The 17,700-nt window shown below is 71.6% G+C and carries 16 protein-coding genes; 7 read left to right on the top strand and 9 right to left on the bottom strand.

Annotation, left to right across the window (positions count from 1 at the left end):
* Nucleotides 1-207 precede the first annotated feature (207 nt).
* Entirely contained in the window at nt 208-948 is a 741-nt protein-coding gene (locus ACSP50_RS18115) for a DUF2071 domain-containing protein (protein ID WP_080127898.1), read from the top strand.
* A gap of 160 nt (nt 949-1,108) precedes the next feature.
* On the opposite strand, the gene ACSP50_RS18110 is transcribed toward ACSP50_RS18115, so the two are convergent.
* On the bottom strand, nt 1,109-1,765 hold the full coding sequence (locus ACSP50_RS18110; protein WP_014690693.1) for a hypothetical protein: 657 nt from the start codon (nt 1,763-1,765) through the stop codon (nt 1,109-1,111).
* 185 nt (nt 1,766-1,950) lie between these two features.
* Between ACSP50_RS18110 and ACSP50_RS18105 the strand changes: the two genes are divergently transcribed.
* Nucleotides 1,951-5,229 (top strand): TIM-barrel domain-containing protein, encoded by a 3,279-nt coding sequence (locus tag ACSP50_RS18105; protein WP_014690692.1) that lies wholly within the window; start codon nt 1,951-1,953, stop codon nt 5,227-5,229.
* A gap of 72 nt (nt 5,230-5,301) precedes the next feature.
* On the opposite strand, the gene ACSP50_RS18100 is transcribed toward ACSP50_RS18105, so the two are convergent.
* Together ACSP50_RS18100 and ACSP50_RS18095 are read right to left on the bottom strand one after the other, a co-directional pair.
* Nucleotides 5,302-5,904, bottom strand: coding sequence for a hypothetical protein (locus tag ACSP50_RS18100; RefSeq protein WP_014690691.1), 603 nt, complete (start codon nt 5,902-5,904; stop codon nt 5,302-5,304).
* A complete protein-coding gene (locus ACSP50_RS18095; RefSeq protein ID WP_014690690.1) occupies nt 5,901-6,773 on the bottom strand; it encodes an ABC transporter ATP-binding protein in 873 nt (290 codons plus the stop codon). The genes ACSP50_RS18100 and ACSP50_RS18095 overlap by 4 nt, the downstream gene beginning before the upstream one ends.
* Before the next feature lie 102 nt (nt 6,774-6,875).
* Here ACSP50_RS18095 and ACSP50_RS18090 point away from each other — a divergent pair, with 102 nt between their 5' ends.
* The 4 genes from ACSP50_RS18090 to ACSP50_RS18080 all read left to right on the top strand — a co-directional run bounded on the left by ACSP50_RS18090 (nt 6,876) and on the right by ACSP50_RS18080 (nt 9,682).
* Nucleotides 6,876-7,838 carry a S41 family peptidase gene (locus tag ACSP50_RS18090; protein WP_052311621.1) on the top strand — a complete coding sequence of 321 codons (963 nt, stop codon included), beginning with the start codon at nt 6,876-6,878 and terminating at the stop codon, nt 7,836-7,838.
* Between the two features lie 27 nt (nt 7,839-7,865).
* Nucleotides 7,866-8,618 (top strand): hypothetical protein, encoded by a 753-nt coding sequence (locus ACSP50_RS18085; protein ID WP_014690688.1) that lies wholly within the window; start codon nt 7,866-7,868, stop codon nt 8,616-8,618.
* Between the two features lie 96 nt (nt 8,619-8,714).
* Complete coding sequence (locus tag ACSP50_RS43050; protein WP_014690687.1) at nt 8,715-8,870, top strand: hypothetical protein; 156 nt, start codon at nt 8,715-8,717, stop codon at nt 8,868-8,870.
* A gap of 137 nt (nt 8,871-9,007) precedes the next feature.
* Complete coding sequence (locus tag ACSP50_RS18080) at nt 9,008-9,682, top strand: hypothetical protein (RefSeq protein ID WP_155123537.1); 675 nt, start codon at nt 9,008-9,010, stop codon at nt 9,680-9,682.
* Nucleotides 9,683-9,750: 68 nt separating this feature from the next.
* Here the strand turns inward: ACSP50_RS18080 and ACSP50_RS18075 are convergent, their stop codons facing one another.
* Nucleotides 9,751-10,149, bottom strand: a complete 399-nt coding sequence (locus ACSP50_RS18075) for a hypothetical protein (protein WP_014690685.1) — start codon at nt 10,147-10,149, stop codon at nt 9,751-9,753.
* A complete protein-coding gene (locus tag ACSP50_RS18070) occupies nt 10,146-12,119 on the bottom strand; it encodes a heavy metal translocating P-type ATPase (protein ID WP_014690684.1) in 1,974 nt (657 codons plus the stop codon). The genes ACSP50_RS18075 and ACSP50_RS18070 overlap by 4 nt, the downstream gene beginning before the upstream one ends.
* A gap of 121 nt (nt 12,120-12,240) precedes the next feature.
* On the opposite strand from ACSP50_RS18070, the gene ACSP50_RS18065 reads away from it, so the two are divergent.
* Entirely contained in the window at nt 12,241-12,555 is a 315-nt protein-coding gene (locus tag ACSP50_RS18065) for a metalloregulator ArsR/SmtB family transcription factor (protein ID WP_014690683.1), read from the top strand.
* Nucleotides 12,556-12,651: 96 nt separating this feature from the next.
* On the opposite strand, the gene ACSP50_RS18060 is transcribed toward ACSP50_RS18065, so the two are convergent.
* From ACSP50_RS18060 to ACSP50_RS18040, 4 genes are all read right to left on the bottom strand, one after another.
* Nucleotides 12,652-14,916 carry a cation-translocating P-type ATPase gene (locus tag ACSP50_RS18060; protein ID WP_014690682.1) on the bottom strand — a complete coding sequence of 755 codons (2,265 nt, stop codon included), beginning with the start codon at nt 14,914-14,916 and terminating at the stop codon, nt 12,652-12,654.
* A 9-nt stretch (nt 14,917-14,925) separates the two neighbouring features.
* Complete coding sequence (locus ACSP50_RS18055) at nt 14,926-15,876, bottom strand: hypothetical protein (RefSeq protein WP_014690681.1); 951 nt, start codon at nt 15,874-15,876, stop codon at nt 14,926-14,928.
* A gap of 3 nt (nt 15,877-15,879) precedes the next feature.
* On the bottom strand, nt 15,880-16,086 hold the full coding sequence (locus ACSP50_RS18050) for a heavy-metal-associated domain-containing protein (protein ID WP_014690680.1): 207 nt from the start codon (nt 16,084-16,086) through the stop codon (nt 15,880-15,882).
* A 596-nt stretch (nt 16,087-16,682) separates the two neighbouring features.
* Nucleotides 16,683-17,684, bottom strand: a complete 1,002-nt coding sequence (locus ACSP50_RS18040) for an NAD(P)H-dependent glycerol-3-phosphate dehydrogenase (RefSeq protein ID WP_014690678.1) — start codon at nt 17,682-17,684, stop codon at nt 16,683-16,685.
* Nucleotides 17,685-17,700: the final 16 nt, after the last annotated feature.

The following is a 17,700-nucleotide window of genomic DNA, read 5'->3' as shown; positions in this document are numbered from 1 at the left end:
CACCAGCGATGCGTACCCGCACCGACAAGCCATGCCCGTTCCACTCCCGAAACCGGAACGTTCCGGTCGAGCGCCGCATCCGGTCATGTCGCTGGGTCGGGTTGTCGTCGGCTCCAACCTCCACGAGCGGACACCGGCCGCCGGCATCGTCCGCGGAGCCTGGTGGGCCCTGGTCTCATCGCGGCACCGGCCTGCAGACTGTGCCCCATGCCTGTACTTGATGCCCACGAATCGACGGCGACGGGTAGCCGACTGCCCTCCGTTCGCGCTCTGGTGGAGGAGCGCATCATCTTCAACTACCGTCTGCCCGCCGACCACCTGGAACGCCTGCTCCCGGTTGCCTGGTTGACCCCGCAGCTCGTCGACGGCGATGCGGTTGCCTCGGTGTGCGTGTTGCGGCTCAGCAAGGTCACGGCCGGCCCTGTCCCCTCCCTGTTCGGCGTCCGGAGCGTCAGTGCGGCGCGGCGCTACGGAGTGCTCGATCAGAGGTCAGGCGGCCGCCCTGCCGTCTTCGTCACCGAGCGCACGACCGACTCGGCTCTCGGCTCCCTCTTCACCGGGGCCGGGTTCTCGGCCCAGCACGAGCATCTGTCCGCGAACATCAGCAGAGACGGCGAGTCGGTGCTGGTCGCCTTGGGGAACGACCGCTTCAACGGTCGAGCGGTCCCGGCGCAACGATGGTCGTCGTCGCTGTTCCCCGCGCTCGGGGACTTCTCGGCCTTCCTGGCCGAGGGGATCCGGAGCTACGGAACGTCCCGGCACGAAGGGCAGCTCACCATCCTCGACCTGTTCAAGGAGGACAAGGGCTATGAACCGCTGGCCGCTCGCGAGGTCCGTGGATCGCTGGTGCAGCCCTGGCTGGACGCCGGAGCCGTGCTGGACAGTGTCGCCCGCACAACGAACGCGAAATATCGCTGGACCTACCACGGCCTCACTCCCAAGCCCTGAGCGGTCCGCGCGGCACCGTGCCCGGCGACAGGGGGAGTTCCTGTCCGCGTCGACGCCCTCAGCGAACTTCAAGGCCGCCGGTGCGCTGACGACATCGTCCGCAGCCGGCTGCTGCAACGGACACGGGTCCAAGGCTCGGCAGGGCGCCGCGAATCCCCGCTCACGGCACCAGTTCACCAGTGACGTCGTACACCAGGCGGGAGCCGAGCGGTCGGCTGAGCCGCACCGGCACGAGGTAGAACTTCTTGCCGGAGCTGATCGGCGTTGTCGGGCAAGACACCGTGCAACCGGTAAGGACACCGACATACAAGTCGAACGGCACCTGCTCATTGATCCGGACGCCGGTGGGCGGCGTATCGGCTCGCACCCCGAGAATCAGCCAGTCGCCGGTCTTCCCGGTGAGTGCCTGCCCCAGGTACACCGGCGGCCTCGTCGCGTCGACCTTCTGGTAACGGACGACCTTCACCGGCCGGGTCGACTTCGGCGAGCCGGTGACTACCGGGGGCATGACAGCTGTCGCCTCGTCGACGCCGAACGCTTCGTACAGGTCCTCGACGGCGGGTCGCTGAGGGGTGGCCGCGGGCCGCGCTCCGGCGTGGCCGCCTGGCAGGGGTAGCCCCAGGACCGCCCACGCCAGCACGCCGAGCATCACGACGTTGCCGATGCGGGTCAGCATGTACGCCGCGTCGCTCGGCTCGTTCGCCTCGGGGTTGCGATAGCCCCAGGCGAAAAGCTTCTGCCATTGGGATCGCGGCGAGATCACCCCCCACAGGAGCAGCGCGATAACCGGAGTCAAAGGAACAAGCAGGCGATCCACGGCCGAGGATGATATCTACGACCGCCAACCCGAACCGCTCCGGTCGGCTACGGAACCCCGCCCACCCGGCGTACCGGCGTGGCGATCAGTTCCCGGCCGGCCGGGTCGAGATCGGCCGGCGACGCCTGACTTTATAGACAGTTGCCTATTGACACCGTTGTCGGGTCTGGCGAACGCTGAGGCTCATGCTGAAACCCGCTCGGGTCTCCGTTCTCCTCACCGTGCTGCTGGCGCTGGTCGCCACGCCGGGCACCGCGCTCGCGGCGCCGCGGCCTCCGCGGGTGCACGGACAGAGTGTGCAGGCCGGGCATCTGCGGGTGCAGGTGCTCAGCCCGACACTGCTGCGTCTCGAATACGCCGCCGACGACCACTTCGAGGATCAGGCCACCTTCAACGCCGTCGACCGGGCACCGGGGCGGACCTGGTTCCGGGCCGGCACCGCCCACGGCGAGCTGCGGGTGTGGACCGGTGCGGTGACCCTGCACTACCGGCTGGACAGCGGGCCGGTGACCGCCGCCAACACCACGCTGGACCTGACCGTGGCCGGGCGCCGGACCAGTGTGCACCCGGGCTTCGGCATGCAGCCGGCCGACCCGCTCGGCGGTTGGTACCGGGGGCTGGACTACTACGCCGGGCAGGCCGGGCCGGTCGACCAGCTCAGCCTGCATCCCGGGCTGCTCGACCGGCAGGGCTGGTATCTGCTGGACGACACCGCGACCGCGCTGCGCACCGGAAACGGCCAGCTGGGGGCGCGGCCCGCGCGGACCGGCGCCTATCAGGACGGCTACCTGTTCGGCTACGGGCACGACTACCCGCGGGCGCTCGCCGATCTGCGGACGCTGACCGGGCCGTCGGTGCTGCCGCCGGAGTGGGCGTTCGGCACCTGGTTCTCGAAGTACCAGGCGTACAGCACGGCCGATTACCGCACCACGATCCTGCCCGCCTTCAAGAACCACCGGGTGCCGCTGGATTCGCTGGTGATGGACACCGACTGGAAGGCGCCGAACCAGTGGGCCGGGTGGAACTGGAATCCGGGCCTGTTCCCGGACCCGGACGCGTTCCTCAAGCAGCTGCGCGCCGCGGGAGTCAACGCGACGCTGAACGTGCACGCGGCGATCAGCGGGGACGATCCGCGGTTCGCGCAGGCGCAGGCGACCGCGAAAGGCAGACTGCAGCCGTCGACGAACAGTTTCGCGCCGAACCCGTACCGGTTCGACTGGGGTGACCCGGATCAGGCCGCCGCCTTCGTGCAGTTGCATCAACCCTTCGAACAGCAGGGCGTACGACAGTGGTGGCTGGACTACTGCTGCGACGACAGCACCGTCAGCACGCCGGGCGTCACCCCGGATTCCTGGGTGAACGAACTGTACCGGCGCGAGGGTGACGCGCGGGGCGTCCGCGGCTTCGCGTTGTCCCGGATCGGTGCGGCGTTTCCCGCGTACACCGCAATCGGCCCTTCCGGTCCCTGGGCCGAACATCGGAGCACCGTGCATTTCACCGGTGACACCGAGGCGACGTTCGCGACGCTCGCCTTCGCGGCGGCGATGACCCCGGGTGAGGGCGCCGCCATCGGGCAGTCCTATGTCAGCCACGACATCGGCAGTTTCGCCGGTAGGCATCTCAGCGACGACCTGTATCTGCGCTGGGTGCAGCTGGGCGCGTTCCAGCCGATCCTGCGCCTGCACTCGGACCACGGCGACCGGCTGCCGTGGGAGTACGACAGCGCGGTGAGCGGGCCGGCCGCCGATTTCCTGCGGCTGCGCGAATCGCTGGTGCCGTATCTGTACACCGCGGCTCGGCAGAACTACGACACCGGACTGCCGATGGCGCGGGCGCTCTATCTGAACTGGCCGGAGCAGAGCGAGGCCTATCGGCACGACTCGGAATACCTGCTCGGCGATTCGCTGCTGGTCGCGCCGGTCACCACACCCGGGCTGAGCACCACCGCGCCGGTGTGGTTCCCGCCCGGCACCTGGACCGATCTCTTCACCGGGGAGACCTTCCGCGGACCGGTCACCCGGACGGTCGGCGCCACCCCCGACCACATGCCGGTCTACGTGCGCGGCGGCGGCATTCTGGCGCAGCGCGCCGGCGACGTGAACGTCGCCACGCAACCCAGGGACAGGCTGACCCTGACCGCCTACCCGCACGGGTCCGGGACCGCCTCGGTGTACGAGGACAACGGTGACGGCCTCGGCTACCGCACCGGCCGGTCGGCGCGGATCCCGGCCCGTTACACCGAGGGCCGGCGGGCCGCCCTGACCGTCGGACCGGTGCAGGGCACCTATCCGGGCGCCCCGACCACCCGGCAGTACACGGTCGCGTTCGCCGATGTCGCGCGGCCGCATCGGGTGACCGCCGACGGGCATTCCGCGGCGTGGACCTACGACCCCGGGAAGCACCTTCTCACCGTGGCCCTGCCGGCGATTGCCGCCGGGCGCGCGGTCACCGTCGAGCACGACGGGGCGACGTTGACCGTGGCGCAGAAGCCGGCCGTCGACACCACGTTCACCGCACCCGACGGGCTGCAGTCCGGGGCGACCAGCACCCTGGTGGCGACCGCGACCAACCACGGTCCGGGCGCGATCACCGACGTGGCGGCCACCGTCACGGCGCCGGCCGGCTGGGTGGTCACCCCGAAGTCGGCGACGACCGCGGCCCGGCTGGCACCCGGCGCGACGTTCACGGCGACCTACGCCGCGACACCGGCCGGGGCGGCACCCCGGACGCAACCGGTGACGGTGCACATCGCGTACCGCAATCCGGATGGGACCGCGACGAGTGCGCCCGCCGCGCTCACCGTCCCCCTGAAACCGGTCGCGGTGACCTTCCGGGTGCTCGCGCCGCCCGGGACGCCGCCGGACGCGACGCTGTACGTGCCGGGCAGCATCGCCCAGCTCGGTCCGTGGGACCCCGGCAAACAGGCGATGACCGACCGCGGCGGCGGCGTCTGGGAGGCGACCGTGTCGATCCTGGACGGCACCGACCTGCAGTACAAATACACCCGCGGCACCTGGGACCGGGTCGAGGAGTGGGGGTCGATCACCGGGACCGACAACCGCAGCGTCAGCGTCGACGGCGGCCTCAGCCACACCATGCTCGTCGACGACACGTCGACCGCGTGGGGCGACGCGAGCGTGCCGGACAGCCACAAGGCCATCCGGTACTGGCGTGATCCTCTCGTCGTCACCACCGAGGCGACGGCGCGTGCGGTCACCGTCCGCTTCGAACGCGACATCCGTCCGACCGGCGCCGACTATTCCGGATCGGTCACCGTGGCCGGCCCGTCCGGCACGGTCGCGGGCTCGGTCGCCGAACCGTCGCCGGGCACCCTGGTCTTCACGCCCGGCGCGGCGCTGCCGGCCGGCACCTACACCGGCACGGTCACCGGCGTGACCAGCGCGGTGTCGGACGGCGTGCCGATCCAGAAGCCGTACACGTTCACCTTCGCGATAGCCCCGTGATCGTCGAGCTCGCGGTGGTCGGCGCCGGCGTCGCCGGGTCGCCGACCACCGCGGCTCTGCTCCGCCGTCGTCTCAGTCGCTGGCGACGTCCCGGTGGATCGCCCAGACCGCGGGCGGAATCGCCGCGCCGGTCCAGGCCAGCAGGTACAGCAGCGCCTTGACGTTGCCGCCGGAAGCCATTGCGAACGAGGCGAACGGCAGGCCGATCGCCATCCGGTTGATCAACCCCTCGGCGAACAGCAGCCAGGCGAAGACGCCACCGAGCAGCCACATCGGATGCCGCAGCACGGCCGTGCACAGCGTGCCGAACACGGCCATCACCGGCGCGACCAGGACCGTCGACCGGTACTGGGCGGCGTGGCCGTCGAGCAGCACCGGCAATCCGCTGACGGCCGTCAGCAGGATGCCCAGCACGGCCGCGGACACGCACTGGGCGATCAGGACCCGCCAGCGGTGCGGGTGGCTCAGGTACACCGGCACGATGGTCCGGTGCTGGTAGTGCTGGGCGGTGACGGTCACCGCGATGCCGAAGGCGCCCAGCCCGGCGAAGAGCGACCACGCCTCCTTGCTGAACCAGCCGACCAGCGCGGCCATGAGGGCGAACCCGATCAGCGCCAGCCACGACGACAGGATGCTCACGCTGCGGTACAGCTCGCTGCGGACGACGACGATCATCGGGCCTCCGACACACTCATGAAGATCTCCTGCAGGTGCTGGGCCTCGGCCACCAGCTCGAAGACCGGGACCCCGGCGGCGAGCGCGATGGTGCCGGCCTGTTCCGCGCTGATCCCGGAGACGAACAGCACCGGCCCGTCGGGCGTCACTGTCGCGCCGTAGTGCTCGAAGTACGCCGCGAGCCGGGCCGGATCACCGCCGCGCACCCGGAGCCGCTCCGTGCCGGCCAGCTCGGCCAGCGTTCCGGACGCCAGGATCCGGCCCTGGCCGATGATCACCACGTCATCGACGAAGTGCTCCAGCTCGGCGAGCAGATGGCTGGAGATCAGCACGGTCCCCCCGTCCGCCGCGTGTTTGGTCAGCAGCTCGCGCAGCCAGGCCATGCCCGGCGGGTCCAGGCCGTTGACCGGCTCGTCGAGCACGAGTACCGAGGGCTCCCCGAGCAGGGCCGTCGCCACCGCCAGCCGCTGCTTCATGCCGAGCGAGTAGTCGCCGGTCCGCTTGGTGGCCGCGTGCCCCAGGCCCACGTACTCGAGCAACCGGCCGACCCGCTCGCGGGGGAAACCGCCGAGCAGCGCCTGGGTGCGCAGGTGGGCGTACCCGGACTGGCCGGGATGGCTCAGACCCTGCTCGATGACCGCGCCGACGTGGCGTACCGGATGGTCGAGTTCCCGGTAGCGGCGACCATTGATCAGCGCGACGCCCTTGGTCGGCCGGGCCAGGCCCAGCAGGATCCGCAGCGTGGTGCTCTTGCCGGAGCCGTTGAGCCCGAGCAGGCCGGTGACCCGGCCCGGCGCGGCGGTGAACGTCACGTCGCGGACGGCAGCCACCTGCCCGTAGGTCTTCGTCAGGTCCCGGATCTCGATCATGGCGGGAATTATCCCGGCCGGTGTCAAGTGCCCCACGGTAACTGTTCGACCACCAATCCCGGCGGGGTCGAGGCATTCCGCATGATCCGATACGGTCTCCGGATGTCCGGTGAACTGGTGACCAAGGCCATCGATCTGCTCTGCAGCAACTACATCTTCGCCGACAAGGCGCGCACCGCGGCCGACGGCATCCGCGCCCGACTGGCCGCCGGCGAGTACGACGGGCTCACCGAACAGGCCCTCGGCGAGCGCTTGACCAGCGAGCTGTTCGCGGTCTGCCAGGACAGACATCTGCGGGTACGGGTACGGGACGAGAGCCTGCACGACGCGCTCACCGAGGATGAGGTGGAGGCGGCCTGGCGCGAACAGGACCGGCTCGGCAACCACGGCATCGCCCGCATGGAACGCCTCGACGGGAACATCGGTCTGCTCGAGCTGCGCGCCGTGACCGCGGCCGACCTCGGGGGCCGGGCGATCGCGGCGGCCATGGAACTGGTGTCACACACCCATGCCCTGATCCTCGATCTCCGCAGGAACCGGGGCGGATCCCCGGACGGGGCCGTCTTCTGGTGCAGCTACTTCTTCCCGGACGGGGAAACCCACCTCAACGACATCTACGAGGGGGCCACCGGCCGCACCCGCCAGTACTGGAGCCACGCCTGGCTGCCCGGCGAGCGGTACGTCGACCGGCCGGTCTACCTGTTGACCAGCGGAACGACCTTCTCGGCCGGCGAGGAGATCTGCTACAACCTGCAGGCGCAGAAGCGGGCGGTGCTGATCGGGGAGACCACCCGGGGCGGGGCTCATCCCACCGAGGCGTTCCCCATCACCGCCACCTTCGAGATCACGGTGCCGACGGCGCGCTCGATCAACCCGGTCACCGAGGGCAACTGGGAGGGCACCGGAGTGATCCCGGACGTGGCGGTGCCCGCCGCGGAGGCCTTCGACGTCGCCTACCGCACGGCGCTGCGGCACGTGCTGACGACCTCCGCCCCGCCGGCCGTGCTGACCGAGGCGCGAGCCGCCCTGGAGAGGATCCCGGACGGTCGAGACGCGCGGGCGTGATCATCCCCAGCGGAGGCGGAGGATCCCATGGGCGCGAAGACCGCACTGCTTGCCTTCACCACAGGCGATCTACGCCCCGCGCTGCGCGAAGCGGTGGACGCCGACCCCGCCGAGGCGCTCGCGCTGGTGCGCGGATTCCACCCCGACTACGACGTGACGCCGATCGGTGACGGCGTGCTCGGAGAGGACGTCTACCCGCCGGATGACACCAGCTACGCGACGGTGCTGGTCGGGGCTGAGCTGTTGTGCGATCGCCGCCTCGTCGGCGACCGGCCGTCGCAGCTGCCGGCCCGTCTGCTCCAAGCGGGAGCCGGCCGCCGGATCATCATGCACGGAATGCACTCGGTCTCCGATTGGCTGTGCTTCGCGGTCTGGGAGAACGGCTCGCTGGTCCGTTCGCTGAGCCTTTCCCCGGATGGCGGCATCGTGGAGAACATCGGCGAGCCGTACGATTTCGAGCGACCCTATTGGGCGGGCGAGCGGCCGGCCGGCGCGACGTTCACGGGAGATCCGTATCCGTTGCCGTTTCACCCGCTGGAGCTGGGTGAGGACGCCCTGCGCGCGCTGTTCGGCTTCATCCTGGAAGGTCTTCGGGACCCGAGCGACGTCGATCCGTACGAGGTTCCGCTGCGCGGCTTCCGGGTGGCCGACCCGACCGGCCGGGAGCAGGCGGAGCGCGAGGCCACGATGGAGCGGCTACTGCGACAGATGGGGCCGCCACGCCGTTTCCGCATGAAGCCCGACGGCACCTTCGAGGAGATCCGCGACGCTGAGGCATGACCTCGCAGCGCTCGACCATCGACCGGATTAGCTTTTTGACGTGCTGGGTAACAGGGCGGTCAGCGGGAGACACCCGCTGACGAAACGGAGCAAGTCATGCTGACCTTCGGGCTCATTCTTCTGCTGCTGGGCATCTTCCTGCACGTGTCGATCCTGTACACGATCGGCATCATTCTCCTGGTGGTCGGTGCCGTGCTCTGGATCCTCGGTGCCGTCGGTCGCCCGGTCGGTGGTCGAAAGGTCTGGTTCTAGCCTTACCGGCCAGGCGATGCGGAAAGGGCGCCCCAGGAGTGGGCGCCCTTTCGCATGTCCGCGGCCGTGGGCGCCGCGAAGGGCGCCGGCATCACCCGGGGACACTGGCGACACTCCCCCGTGTCATGATCGCGGCCGTGGATGAGTGGGTCTTCAACGAGCGGCCGGCCGGCGTGCGGTTCCTGACCGACCGGATCGATGAGCCGGGTCGGACCCGGGTCGAGGACGAGATCTGGAGCTGGATCGTGCGCGGCGAGACCGACGCGGCCGATTTCGTGGACTGCTTCGATGTCGAGGAGGACCGGCACGGCGCCACCGACGAGGAGCTGGCGGCGGCGTACGGCCGGGCGCTCGACGCCCGGCGGGCGCAGCAGCGCGCCTGGGGGCCGGTGCGCACCAATCTGACCAGCGCGTTCGCCGAGCTCAACGAGCTGGGTGTGGTCGCGCGGGAGAACTTCGCCTGCTGCGGCACCTGCGCTGCCGCGGAGATCCACGACGAGCGGGACGGCAGCCGGCACTGGCGCGGCTACGTCTGGTTCCACCAGCAGGACACCGAGGCGCTGGCGGAGAGCGCGAACGGCTCGGTCTACCTCGGCTACGGCACCTGGGCGCCGGAGAATCTCGACCGGGCCGCGTACGACGATCTCTCGGCCGCCGAGCGCCAGGCCCGGTACCGGGCCGACGTGGAGCAGATGCTGGACGAGATCGTCTTCCCGGTGCTGCACCACCACGGTATGCAGGTCACCTGGAACCGCAGCCTGGCCACGCGGGTGCACGTCACGGGCGCCCGGTGGTACGCCGCGCTGCCGTAAACGGCTGGTGGTCCTTGAGGTGCACTGCCGACCAGTGTGCCGGCGGCGGGTTCGCGAAGCAGCCGTGTTCAGGTGAGTTGTTGGCGGATCCGGCGGGCCGGGTTGATGAGGTGGAGGTCGAGCAGGCCGGGCGGGTCGGCCAGGCCGGGGCCGCCCGCGTGCACCCAGGCGATGATGTCGTCGGTGGCGCCGGGGTCGTTGACCAGGCCGAGCCAGACGGGCCGGCCGCCGGCACGCCGCCCTTCGGGAGAAGGTTGCACGACGATGACGTTGGCGTGTTCGCACGCGTCGAGGCAGCCGCTGACCCGGACCTGCGCCGCCCCGGCCAGCGATTGGCGCAGCCGGGCCAGTTGAGCGGCGTGGTCGATGGCGCGGACCTCGGGTGTGCCGCAGCAGCAGCCGCGGCACACGGTGACGGTGCAGCCGGGTGGCGTCCCGCCGGCGGCGGGGCGGGGACGGCGGCTCACGCCGCGGCCCCCTTGGTGGCGTGGCGCCAGGCCCTGGCCGACAGCAGTCGCAGGCCGTTGAGGCCGACGATGACGGTGGAGCCTTCGTGCCCGGCCACGCCGAGCGGCAGCGGCAGGTGGCCGAACAGGTCCCAGCAGACCAGCACGGTGATGAAGCTCGCCGCGATGATCAGGTTCGCGACCACCAGGCGACGGGCACGCCGGGACAGGGCGATGACCGCCGGCAGAGCGGTCAGGTCGTCGCGGACCAGCACCGCGTCCGCGGTGGACAGGGCGAGGTCGGAGCCGCGGCCGCCCATGGCGACACCCAGGTCGGCGGCGGCCAGGGCGGGGGCGTCGTTGACGCCGTCGCCGACCAGCAGCACCCGCCGGCCGCCGTCCTGCAGGGTGCGTACGCGCTCGACCTTGTCGGCGGGCAGCAGGCCGGCGTGCACCTCGGTGATGCCCGCCTCGGTGGCCAGACGCGCTGCGGCGCCCGCGTTGTCGCCGGTGAGCAGCACCGGCCGGGCGCCGGTGAGCTGAGCCAGGGCGGTCACGGAGGCGGTGGCGGCGGGCCGGATGCGGTCGGCCAGCCCGATGACCCCGGCCGGCCTGCCGTCGACCAGCACGATCACCGCGGTGCGGCCGGCGTCCTGGGCGCGGGCCGTGGTGGCGCGGACCTCGGCGACCTCGTCGCGGTGTGCGGTGACGGTGTCGAGCAGGACCGGGCTGCCGACCTGTACCAGCCGTCCGTCGACGAGCGCGCGCACGCCGCGGCCGGGGGCGGAGGCGAAGTCCTCCGCGACGGGCCGGACCAGACCGCGTTCGCGGGCCGCGGACACCACCGCGGCCGCGACCGGGTGCTCGCTGGCGTGTTCGGCGGCGGCGGCCAGACGCAGCAGATCCCGCTCGGTGAACGGGCCGGCCGGGTGGATCTCGGCGACGCCCGGCGTACCCGCGGTCAGGGTGCCGGTCTTGTCGAACGCCACCATGCCGGTGTCGGCGAGCCGCTCCATCACCACCGCGGACTTCACCAGCACACCGTGCCGGCCGGCCAGGGCGATCGACGACAGCAGCGGTGGCATCGTGGCGAGCACGACCGCGCAGGGCGAGGCGACGATCATGAAGGTCATCGCCCGCAGCAGCGTGGTTCGCGGGTCCGCACCGGACAGCAGCGGCACGGCGAACAGGGCGAGGGTGGCGACCACGACGCCGAGGGAGTAACGCCGCTCGACCTTCTCGATGAACAGCTGGGTCTCGGCCTTGCTGGCCGAGGCTTCCTCGACCAGGGCGACGATCCGGGCGATCACCGACTCCCCGGCCGCCTTGTCGACCCTGGCCAGCAGCGTGCCGGTGCCGTTGAGGGTGCCGGCGAACACCTCGTCACCGCCGGTCTTGGCGACGGGCAGCGGCTCACCGGTGATGGTCGCCTGATCGACCTCGCTGGCCCCGTCGATGACTCGCGCGTCGGCGCCGATGCGTTCGCCGGGACGGATCCGGATCACGTGATCGACCTGGAGCTCACCGGTGGGCACGCTGTGCTCGGTGCCGTCCGCGTCGACCCGGGTGGCCCGCTCGGGGGCCAGGTCCAGCAGGGCCCGGACGCTGTCGGCGGTGCGGGCGGTGGCGAACGCTTCGAGGGCGCCGGAGGTGGCGAAGATGACGATCAGCAGCGCGCCGTCGAAGACCTGTCCGATGGCGGCCGCGCCGATCGCCGCGACGATCATCAGCAGGTCCACGTCCAGCGTGCGCTCCCGCAGCGCCTGGAGCCCGGCCAGGGCCGGTTCCCATCCCCCGGCGGCGTAGCAGGCCAGATACAGGACCCACCACAGCGGCGTGGGCGCGCCGGCCAGCTGCGTGATGCCGCCGGCGGCGAACAGCAGCGTGGCCAGCGTCGCCCAGCGGATCTCCGGAAGCGCCCCCATCCGGGAGACCAACCGCCGTTTCGGCGCGCCCGCGGCCGGATGAGGCGCGGCGGTGGACGGGGTCATCGTCACAGTCACGGCAACCACGTTACATGCGTAGGCACGCAGGTACGCAACCAGCCAGGCAGATGGGTATGGTGGTATCGGTTACGCTGATGCCGTGCACACCTCGCTGCCGGATTTCCGGATGCCCGACGACGAGCAGGTTCACCTCGCCGCCGAGGGTTTCCGGCTGCTTGCCGACCCGACCCGGATCAAGATCCTGTGGGCGCTGCTGCAGGGCGAGTCGTCGGTGGCATGCCTGGCCGAGATGGTCGGCGCGGCCCCCACCGCGGTCAGCCAGCACCTGGCCAAGCTGCGGCTGGCCGGGCTGGTGAAGGGTCGCCGGGAAGGCACCTATGTGCACTACTCGGCTGCCGATGGCCACGTGCGGGCCCTGCTGGCCGAGGCGTTGTTCCACGCCGACCACGCCGGGGCGGGCATCAGCGACGAGCACCGGTAACCGGCGCCGCAGCCCCGCCTCGTCGAGTCTCGACAACTCCGGGTGCGGTGCTGCCCGGGCCCGAGACCGGTGGGCAGCACCGCACCCGGAGTTCACCTACCGGCTGATGGTGGTGAACCGGCGCAGCCGGAGACTGTTCGCGACCACGAACACCGACGAGAACGCCATCGCCGCACCGGCGATCATCGGGTTCAGCAGCCCGGCCGCCGCCAGCGGCAGCGCGGCGACGTTGTAGGCGAAGGCCCAGAACAGGTTGCTCTTGATGATCCGCAGAGTACGCCGTGACAGCCGGATCGCGTCCACGGCGGCGGTCAGGTCACCGCGGACCAGGGTCAGATCCGAGGCCTCGATCGCGACATCCGTACCGGTGCCCATGGCCAGGCCGAGATCGGCTTGAGCGAGCGCGGCCGCGTCGTTCACGCCGTCACCGGCCATCGCCACCACCTTGCCCCGGTCCTGCAGCCGCTTGACCACCTCCACCTTGTCGGCGGGCAGCACCTCGGCGATCACCTGATCGATGCCGACTTCGGCGGCGACCGCCCGTGCCACGGTCTCGTTGTCGCCGGTCAGCAGCACCGGGGTCAACCCGAGCCGGCGCAGCGCCGCGATCGCGTCGCGGCTGGTGGGCTTCACGACGTCGGCGACCGCCAGCACGCCGCGCGCCTGACCGTCCCAGCCGGCGACCACCGCGGTCCGCCCGGCCTGCTGCGCCGCGGTCACCGCCTGTTCGACGTCGGCGGGAACGGCGTAGTCGTGCTCGTGCAGCAGGCGTAGCCGGCCGATCAACAGGTCGCGGTCCTCGACGGTGCCGCGGACGCCGAGGCCTTCCAGGTTGGTGAATCCGGCGACCGGCGCCAGCGGTGCCCGCTCGGCGGCGGCCCGGGCGACCGCCTGAGCGATCGGGTGCTCGGAGGCGGCCTCGAGCGCGCCGGCCAGGCGCAGCAGCTCCTCACGGTCCTGACCGTCGGCGGGGATCACGTCGACCAGGGTCATCCGGCCGGTGGTGACGGTACCGGTCTTGTCCAGCACGACCGTGTCGACGGCGCGGGTCGACTCCAGAACCTGGGGGCCCTTGATCAGGATGCCCAGTTGAGCCCCGCGGCCGGTCCCGACCAGCAGCGCGGTCGGGGTAGCCAACCCGAGTGCGCACGGGCAGGCGATGATCAGGACAGCCACCGCGGCGGTGAACGCGGCCGTCCAGCCGGAGCCGGTGCCGACCCACCAGCCGAGCGTCGCCGCGGCCAGGGCGATGACGATCGGCACGAAGATCCCGGAGATCCGGTCGGCGAGTCGCTGCACCGGCGCCTTGCCGGTCTGGGCCTGCTCGACCAGCTTGGCCATCTGCGCCAGCTGGGTGTCCGCGCCGACCCGGGTGGCGCGCACGATCAGCCGGCCGCCGGCGTTGACGGTCGCGCCGACCACGCTGTCGCCGGACCTGACCTCGACCGGCACGGATTCGCCGGTGAGCATGCTGGCATCGACGGCCGAGGTGCCGTCCTCGACGACGCCGTCGGTGGCGATCTTCTCGCCGGGCCGGGCCACGAACCGGTCCCCCACTCTCAGTTCGGCGACCGGGATGCGGTGTTCGACGCCGTCCCGCAGCACGGTGACGTCCTTGGCGCCGAGTTCGAGCAGGGCGCGCAGAGCGGCGCCGGCGCGGCGCTTGGAGCGGGCCTCGAAGTAGCGGCCGGCGAGGATGAAGGTGGTGACCCCGGCGGCGGCTTCCAGGTAGATGGCTCCGGTGCCGTCGCCGCGCCCGATGGCGAGTGCGAACGGGTGCGTCATGCCGGGGGTGCCGGCAGTGCCGAAGAACAGCGCCCACAGCGACCAGCCGAAGGCGGCGACGGTGCCCAGGGAGACGAGGGTGTCCATGGTCGCTGCGCCGTGCCGCAGGTTGGTCCAGGCGGCCCTGTGGAACGGCCAGCCGCCGTAGACGACGACCGGCGCGGCCAGGGTCAGCGACAGCCACTGCCAGTAGGTGAACTGCCAGGCCGGCACCATGGCCAGCAGCACCACCGGGACGCTGAGCACCAGGGAGATCCACAGCCGGGTCCGGGCGTCGTGCAGTTCGTCGGCCGGTTGCGTCGGCTCGGCCCGGTCCGCACCGGCCGGCGCGGGGGGCGGCGGCAGCGCGGCGGTGTAGCCGGTCTTGTGCACCGTGGCGATCAGGTCATCGGCGGTGACGTCGCCGCTGTAGCTGACCGAGGCCTTCTCGGTGGCGTAGTTGACGGTGGCGGTGACCCCGTCCATGCGGTTGAGTTTCTTCTCGATGCGAGCGGCGCAGGAAGCGCAGGTCATGCCACCGATCGACAGCTCGACCCGGTTCGGGGCCACCGGCAGTGGCCCGGCGACGGATGCCATCGGATCCTCCTAATCGTGGTTATGGCCGTCGGCGCCATGCCCGGCCGGACTCGACGGTGCGCTGACGGGCGGACCGGCCACGGCGGTGAACTCCGCGGTGTGCACCGTCCCGCTGTGCTGGAAGTCCAGGTACAGCCGGTACGTGCCGGCGGACGGGACCTCGGCGTGGAAGACGACCTCCGGACCGGCCGCGGTGCGTCCGTCGCCCGGCTCGCCGTCCGGGTGCACGTGCAGGTAGGCCAGGTCGCCGGCGCGCAGCGCGACCAGGTGCCCGTAGGCGCCCAGGTACGGCTGCAGGTCGGTGACCGGGCGGCCGTCCCGGCTGACCGACAGGGCCAGCCGGGACGAGGCGCCCGGGGCGAGGTCGCCGGCGAGCGTGACGGTGTAGCCGTCCACCGTCGCGGTACGGGCGGCCGCCGGCAGCGGCACCGGCCGGTAGTCCCCCGCGGCGGGCACGTCGGCCCCCAGCGTGATCCCGTCGTGCCCGATGGGCTGGAAGTCGGCGAACACCCGGTACTGCCCGGCGGTGGGCACGGCAACGGGAATCGACCAGGTGCCGTCGTCGGCCAGTCGCGGGTGCACGTGCTGGAAACCGGACAGGTCACGGCGGACCACGATCAGGTGCAGGTCCCTGTCGTGGCTGGTGGTGTAGCCGATGACCGGCCTACCGTCCGGCCCGATGATCTGGAAGCGGAACTGCCGGGGTACGCCGGTCGACAGCACGGTGGTGAGCGGAGTGAGCCGGTATCCGTCCTGGGTGACCTGCAGCCCGCCGGGCAGCGCGGCGACCGGCTCGGCCGCCGTCCCGTCGTGCCCGTGGGCGGCTGTCGCCGCGGCGTGGCCATGGGCGGCCGGCGCCGAAGCCGGGGTGTGGCCGGCGATGCGGCCGAGGCCGAGGGCGGCCGTGAACACGGCCGCCAGCCCGATCCCGAAGCCGGCCAGCTTCACAGCGGTGTTCATGACCTACCTCGCCAACCGGTAGCCGGCCTCGTCGACGGCCGCGGCCACCGCGGCCTCGTCGAGAGATCCGTCGCTGGTGACGGTGACCGCGCCGGAGGCCAGATCGACCTGGACGGCGGTCACGCCGGGCAGCCGCCCGATCTCGGCGCTCACCGAGTTGACGCAGTGCGAGCAGGTCATTCCGGTCACGGTATAGGTCTCGGTGGCCATCACGATCTCCCTTGCGGTGTGTACGGGCGCGGCACGACGCCGCCGGCCTCATCGTCACGATACCCATACCCCCTTGGGGTATCAACGACGGGCCGGGTGATCGGCAACACCCGGTGCACGTTCGTGGCCCGCGGCGATGACCATGCGGGCGGGCCGAGCAGGAGCATGGCGGTGCGCCGAGAAGATTCCCGACGTGACCAACCGTCTAAGCAGCGGTGCGTCCGGCGCGATGCGACGTTTCGCCGGGTGGATGGCGCGCGGCTCGGTGGGCCATCCCCTAATCCGACGAGCGGTCAACCGGTGATCGTCCGGGCCTACGGCACCAGCCAGCGTTCCAGGGCTACCACCAGGTCAAACAGCGCGGTGCTGAGCAGGGCCGGCAGGGTGCTCGCGGCGAAGGCGAGCGGGGTGTCCAGGGACATGCCGGACAGGACGATGAGCGAGCCGAGGCCGCCGCTCCGGTTGCTGATCTCGGCGACGACGGCGCCGATCGCGGCCGCGATCGCCCTCTATGTGCGGAGCATCGCCCGGCAGCGGGCGGAAGAAGGCGTCGGCGGCCGGGTCGCCGGCAACCATGACACCGTCAGGCAGCGGCATCAGCCCGGCTCCGACTCGTGCCCGGCCGGATGTGAGCGCAGCAGACCCGCGTACGCCCGCTCCGCGGTGATCTCGCCGGTCACGACCCGGTGGATGGTCCGGGTGATCGGCATCGGCAGGCCGTGCCGGTCGGCGAGCCGCACCGCGGCGTGCACCGTCTTGACGCCCTCGGCCACCTGGCCCATCTCGGCCAGGATGTCGTCCAGGCCGCGGCCGCGGCCCAGCTGCTCGCCGACGTGCCGGTTGCGGCTGTGCGGGCTGATGCAGGTCGCGACCAGGTCACCCATCCCGGCCAGCCCGGCCAGGGTGGTCGCCTCGCCGCCCATCGCGACGGCCAGGGTGGTCAGCTCGGCCAGCCCGCGGGAGATCACGCCGGCCCGGGTGTTGTCACCCACCCCGAGGCCCTGGGCGATCCCGGTGGCGATCGCCACCACGTTCTTCAGGGCGCCGCCGACCTCGCAGCCGATCACGTCGTGGTTGGTGTAGACGCGCAGCAGTCCCCGGCGGAACACCCGCTGGATCTCGGCGGCCACGGTCAGGTCCTCGGTGGCGATCACGGTGGCCGCCGCCATCCCCGACATGATCTCCTTGGCCAGGTTCGGCCCGGTCAGCGCGGCCGCCGGATGCCCGGGCAGCACCTGCTTGACCACCTCGGTCATCCGCAGCAGCGAGTCACGTTCGAGACCCTTGCTGAGGCTGACCACCGGGATCCACGGATGCAGGCTGGGCCGGACACTCTCCAGCGTGGCCCGGAACGCCCCGGTCGGCACGCCGACCACCAGCAGCTCGGCGTGGGCCGCCGCCTCGGCGAGATCCGCGGTGGCCCGCAGCCGGGCGGGCAGCCGGAAACCCTGGAGATACCGATCGTTGGTGTGCTTGACGTTGATCTCGTCGGCGGTGTCCGGGTTGCGCGCCCAGATCAGCGACTCATGATCCCGGCGGGTGAGCACGGACGCCACCGTGGTCCCCCACGATCCGGCGCCCAGCACGGTGATCCGCATGCGTCGGCCCCCTTCC

It is taken from the genome of Actinoplanes sp. SE50/110, from assembly GCF_900119315.1.
In the GTDB taxonomy this organism is placed as follows: domain Bacteria; phylum Actinomycetota; class Actinomycetes; order Mycobacteriales; family Micromonosporaceae; genus Actinoplanes.
The sequence above is the reverse complement of the archived record's forward strand: the minus strand, read 5'-3'. Positions and strand labels throughout refer to the sequence as shown.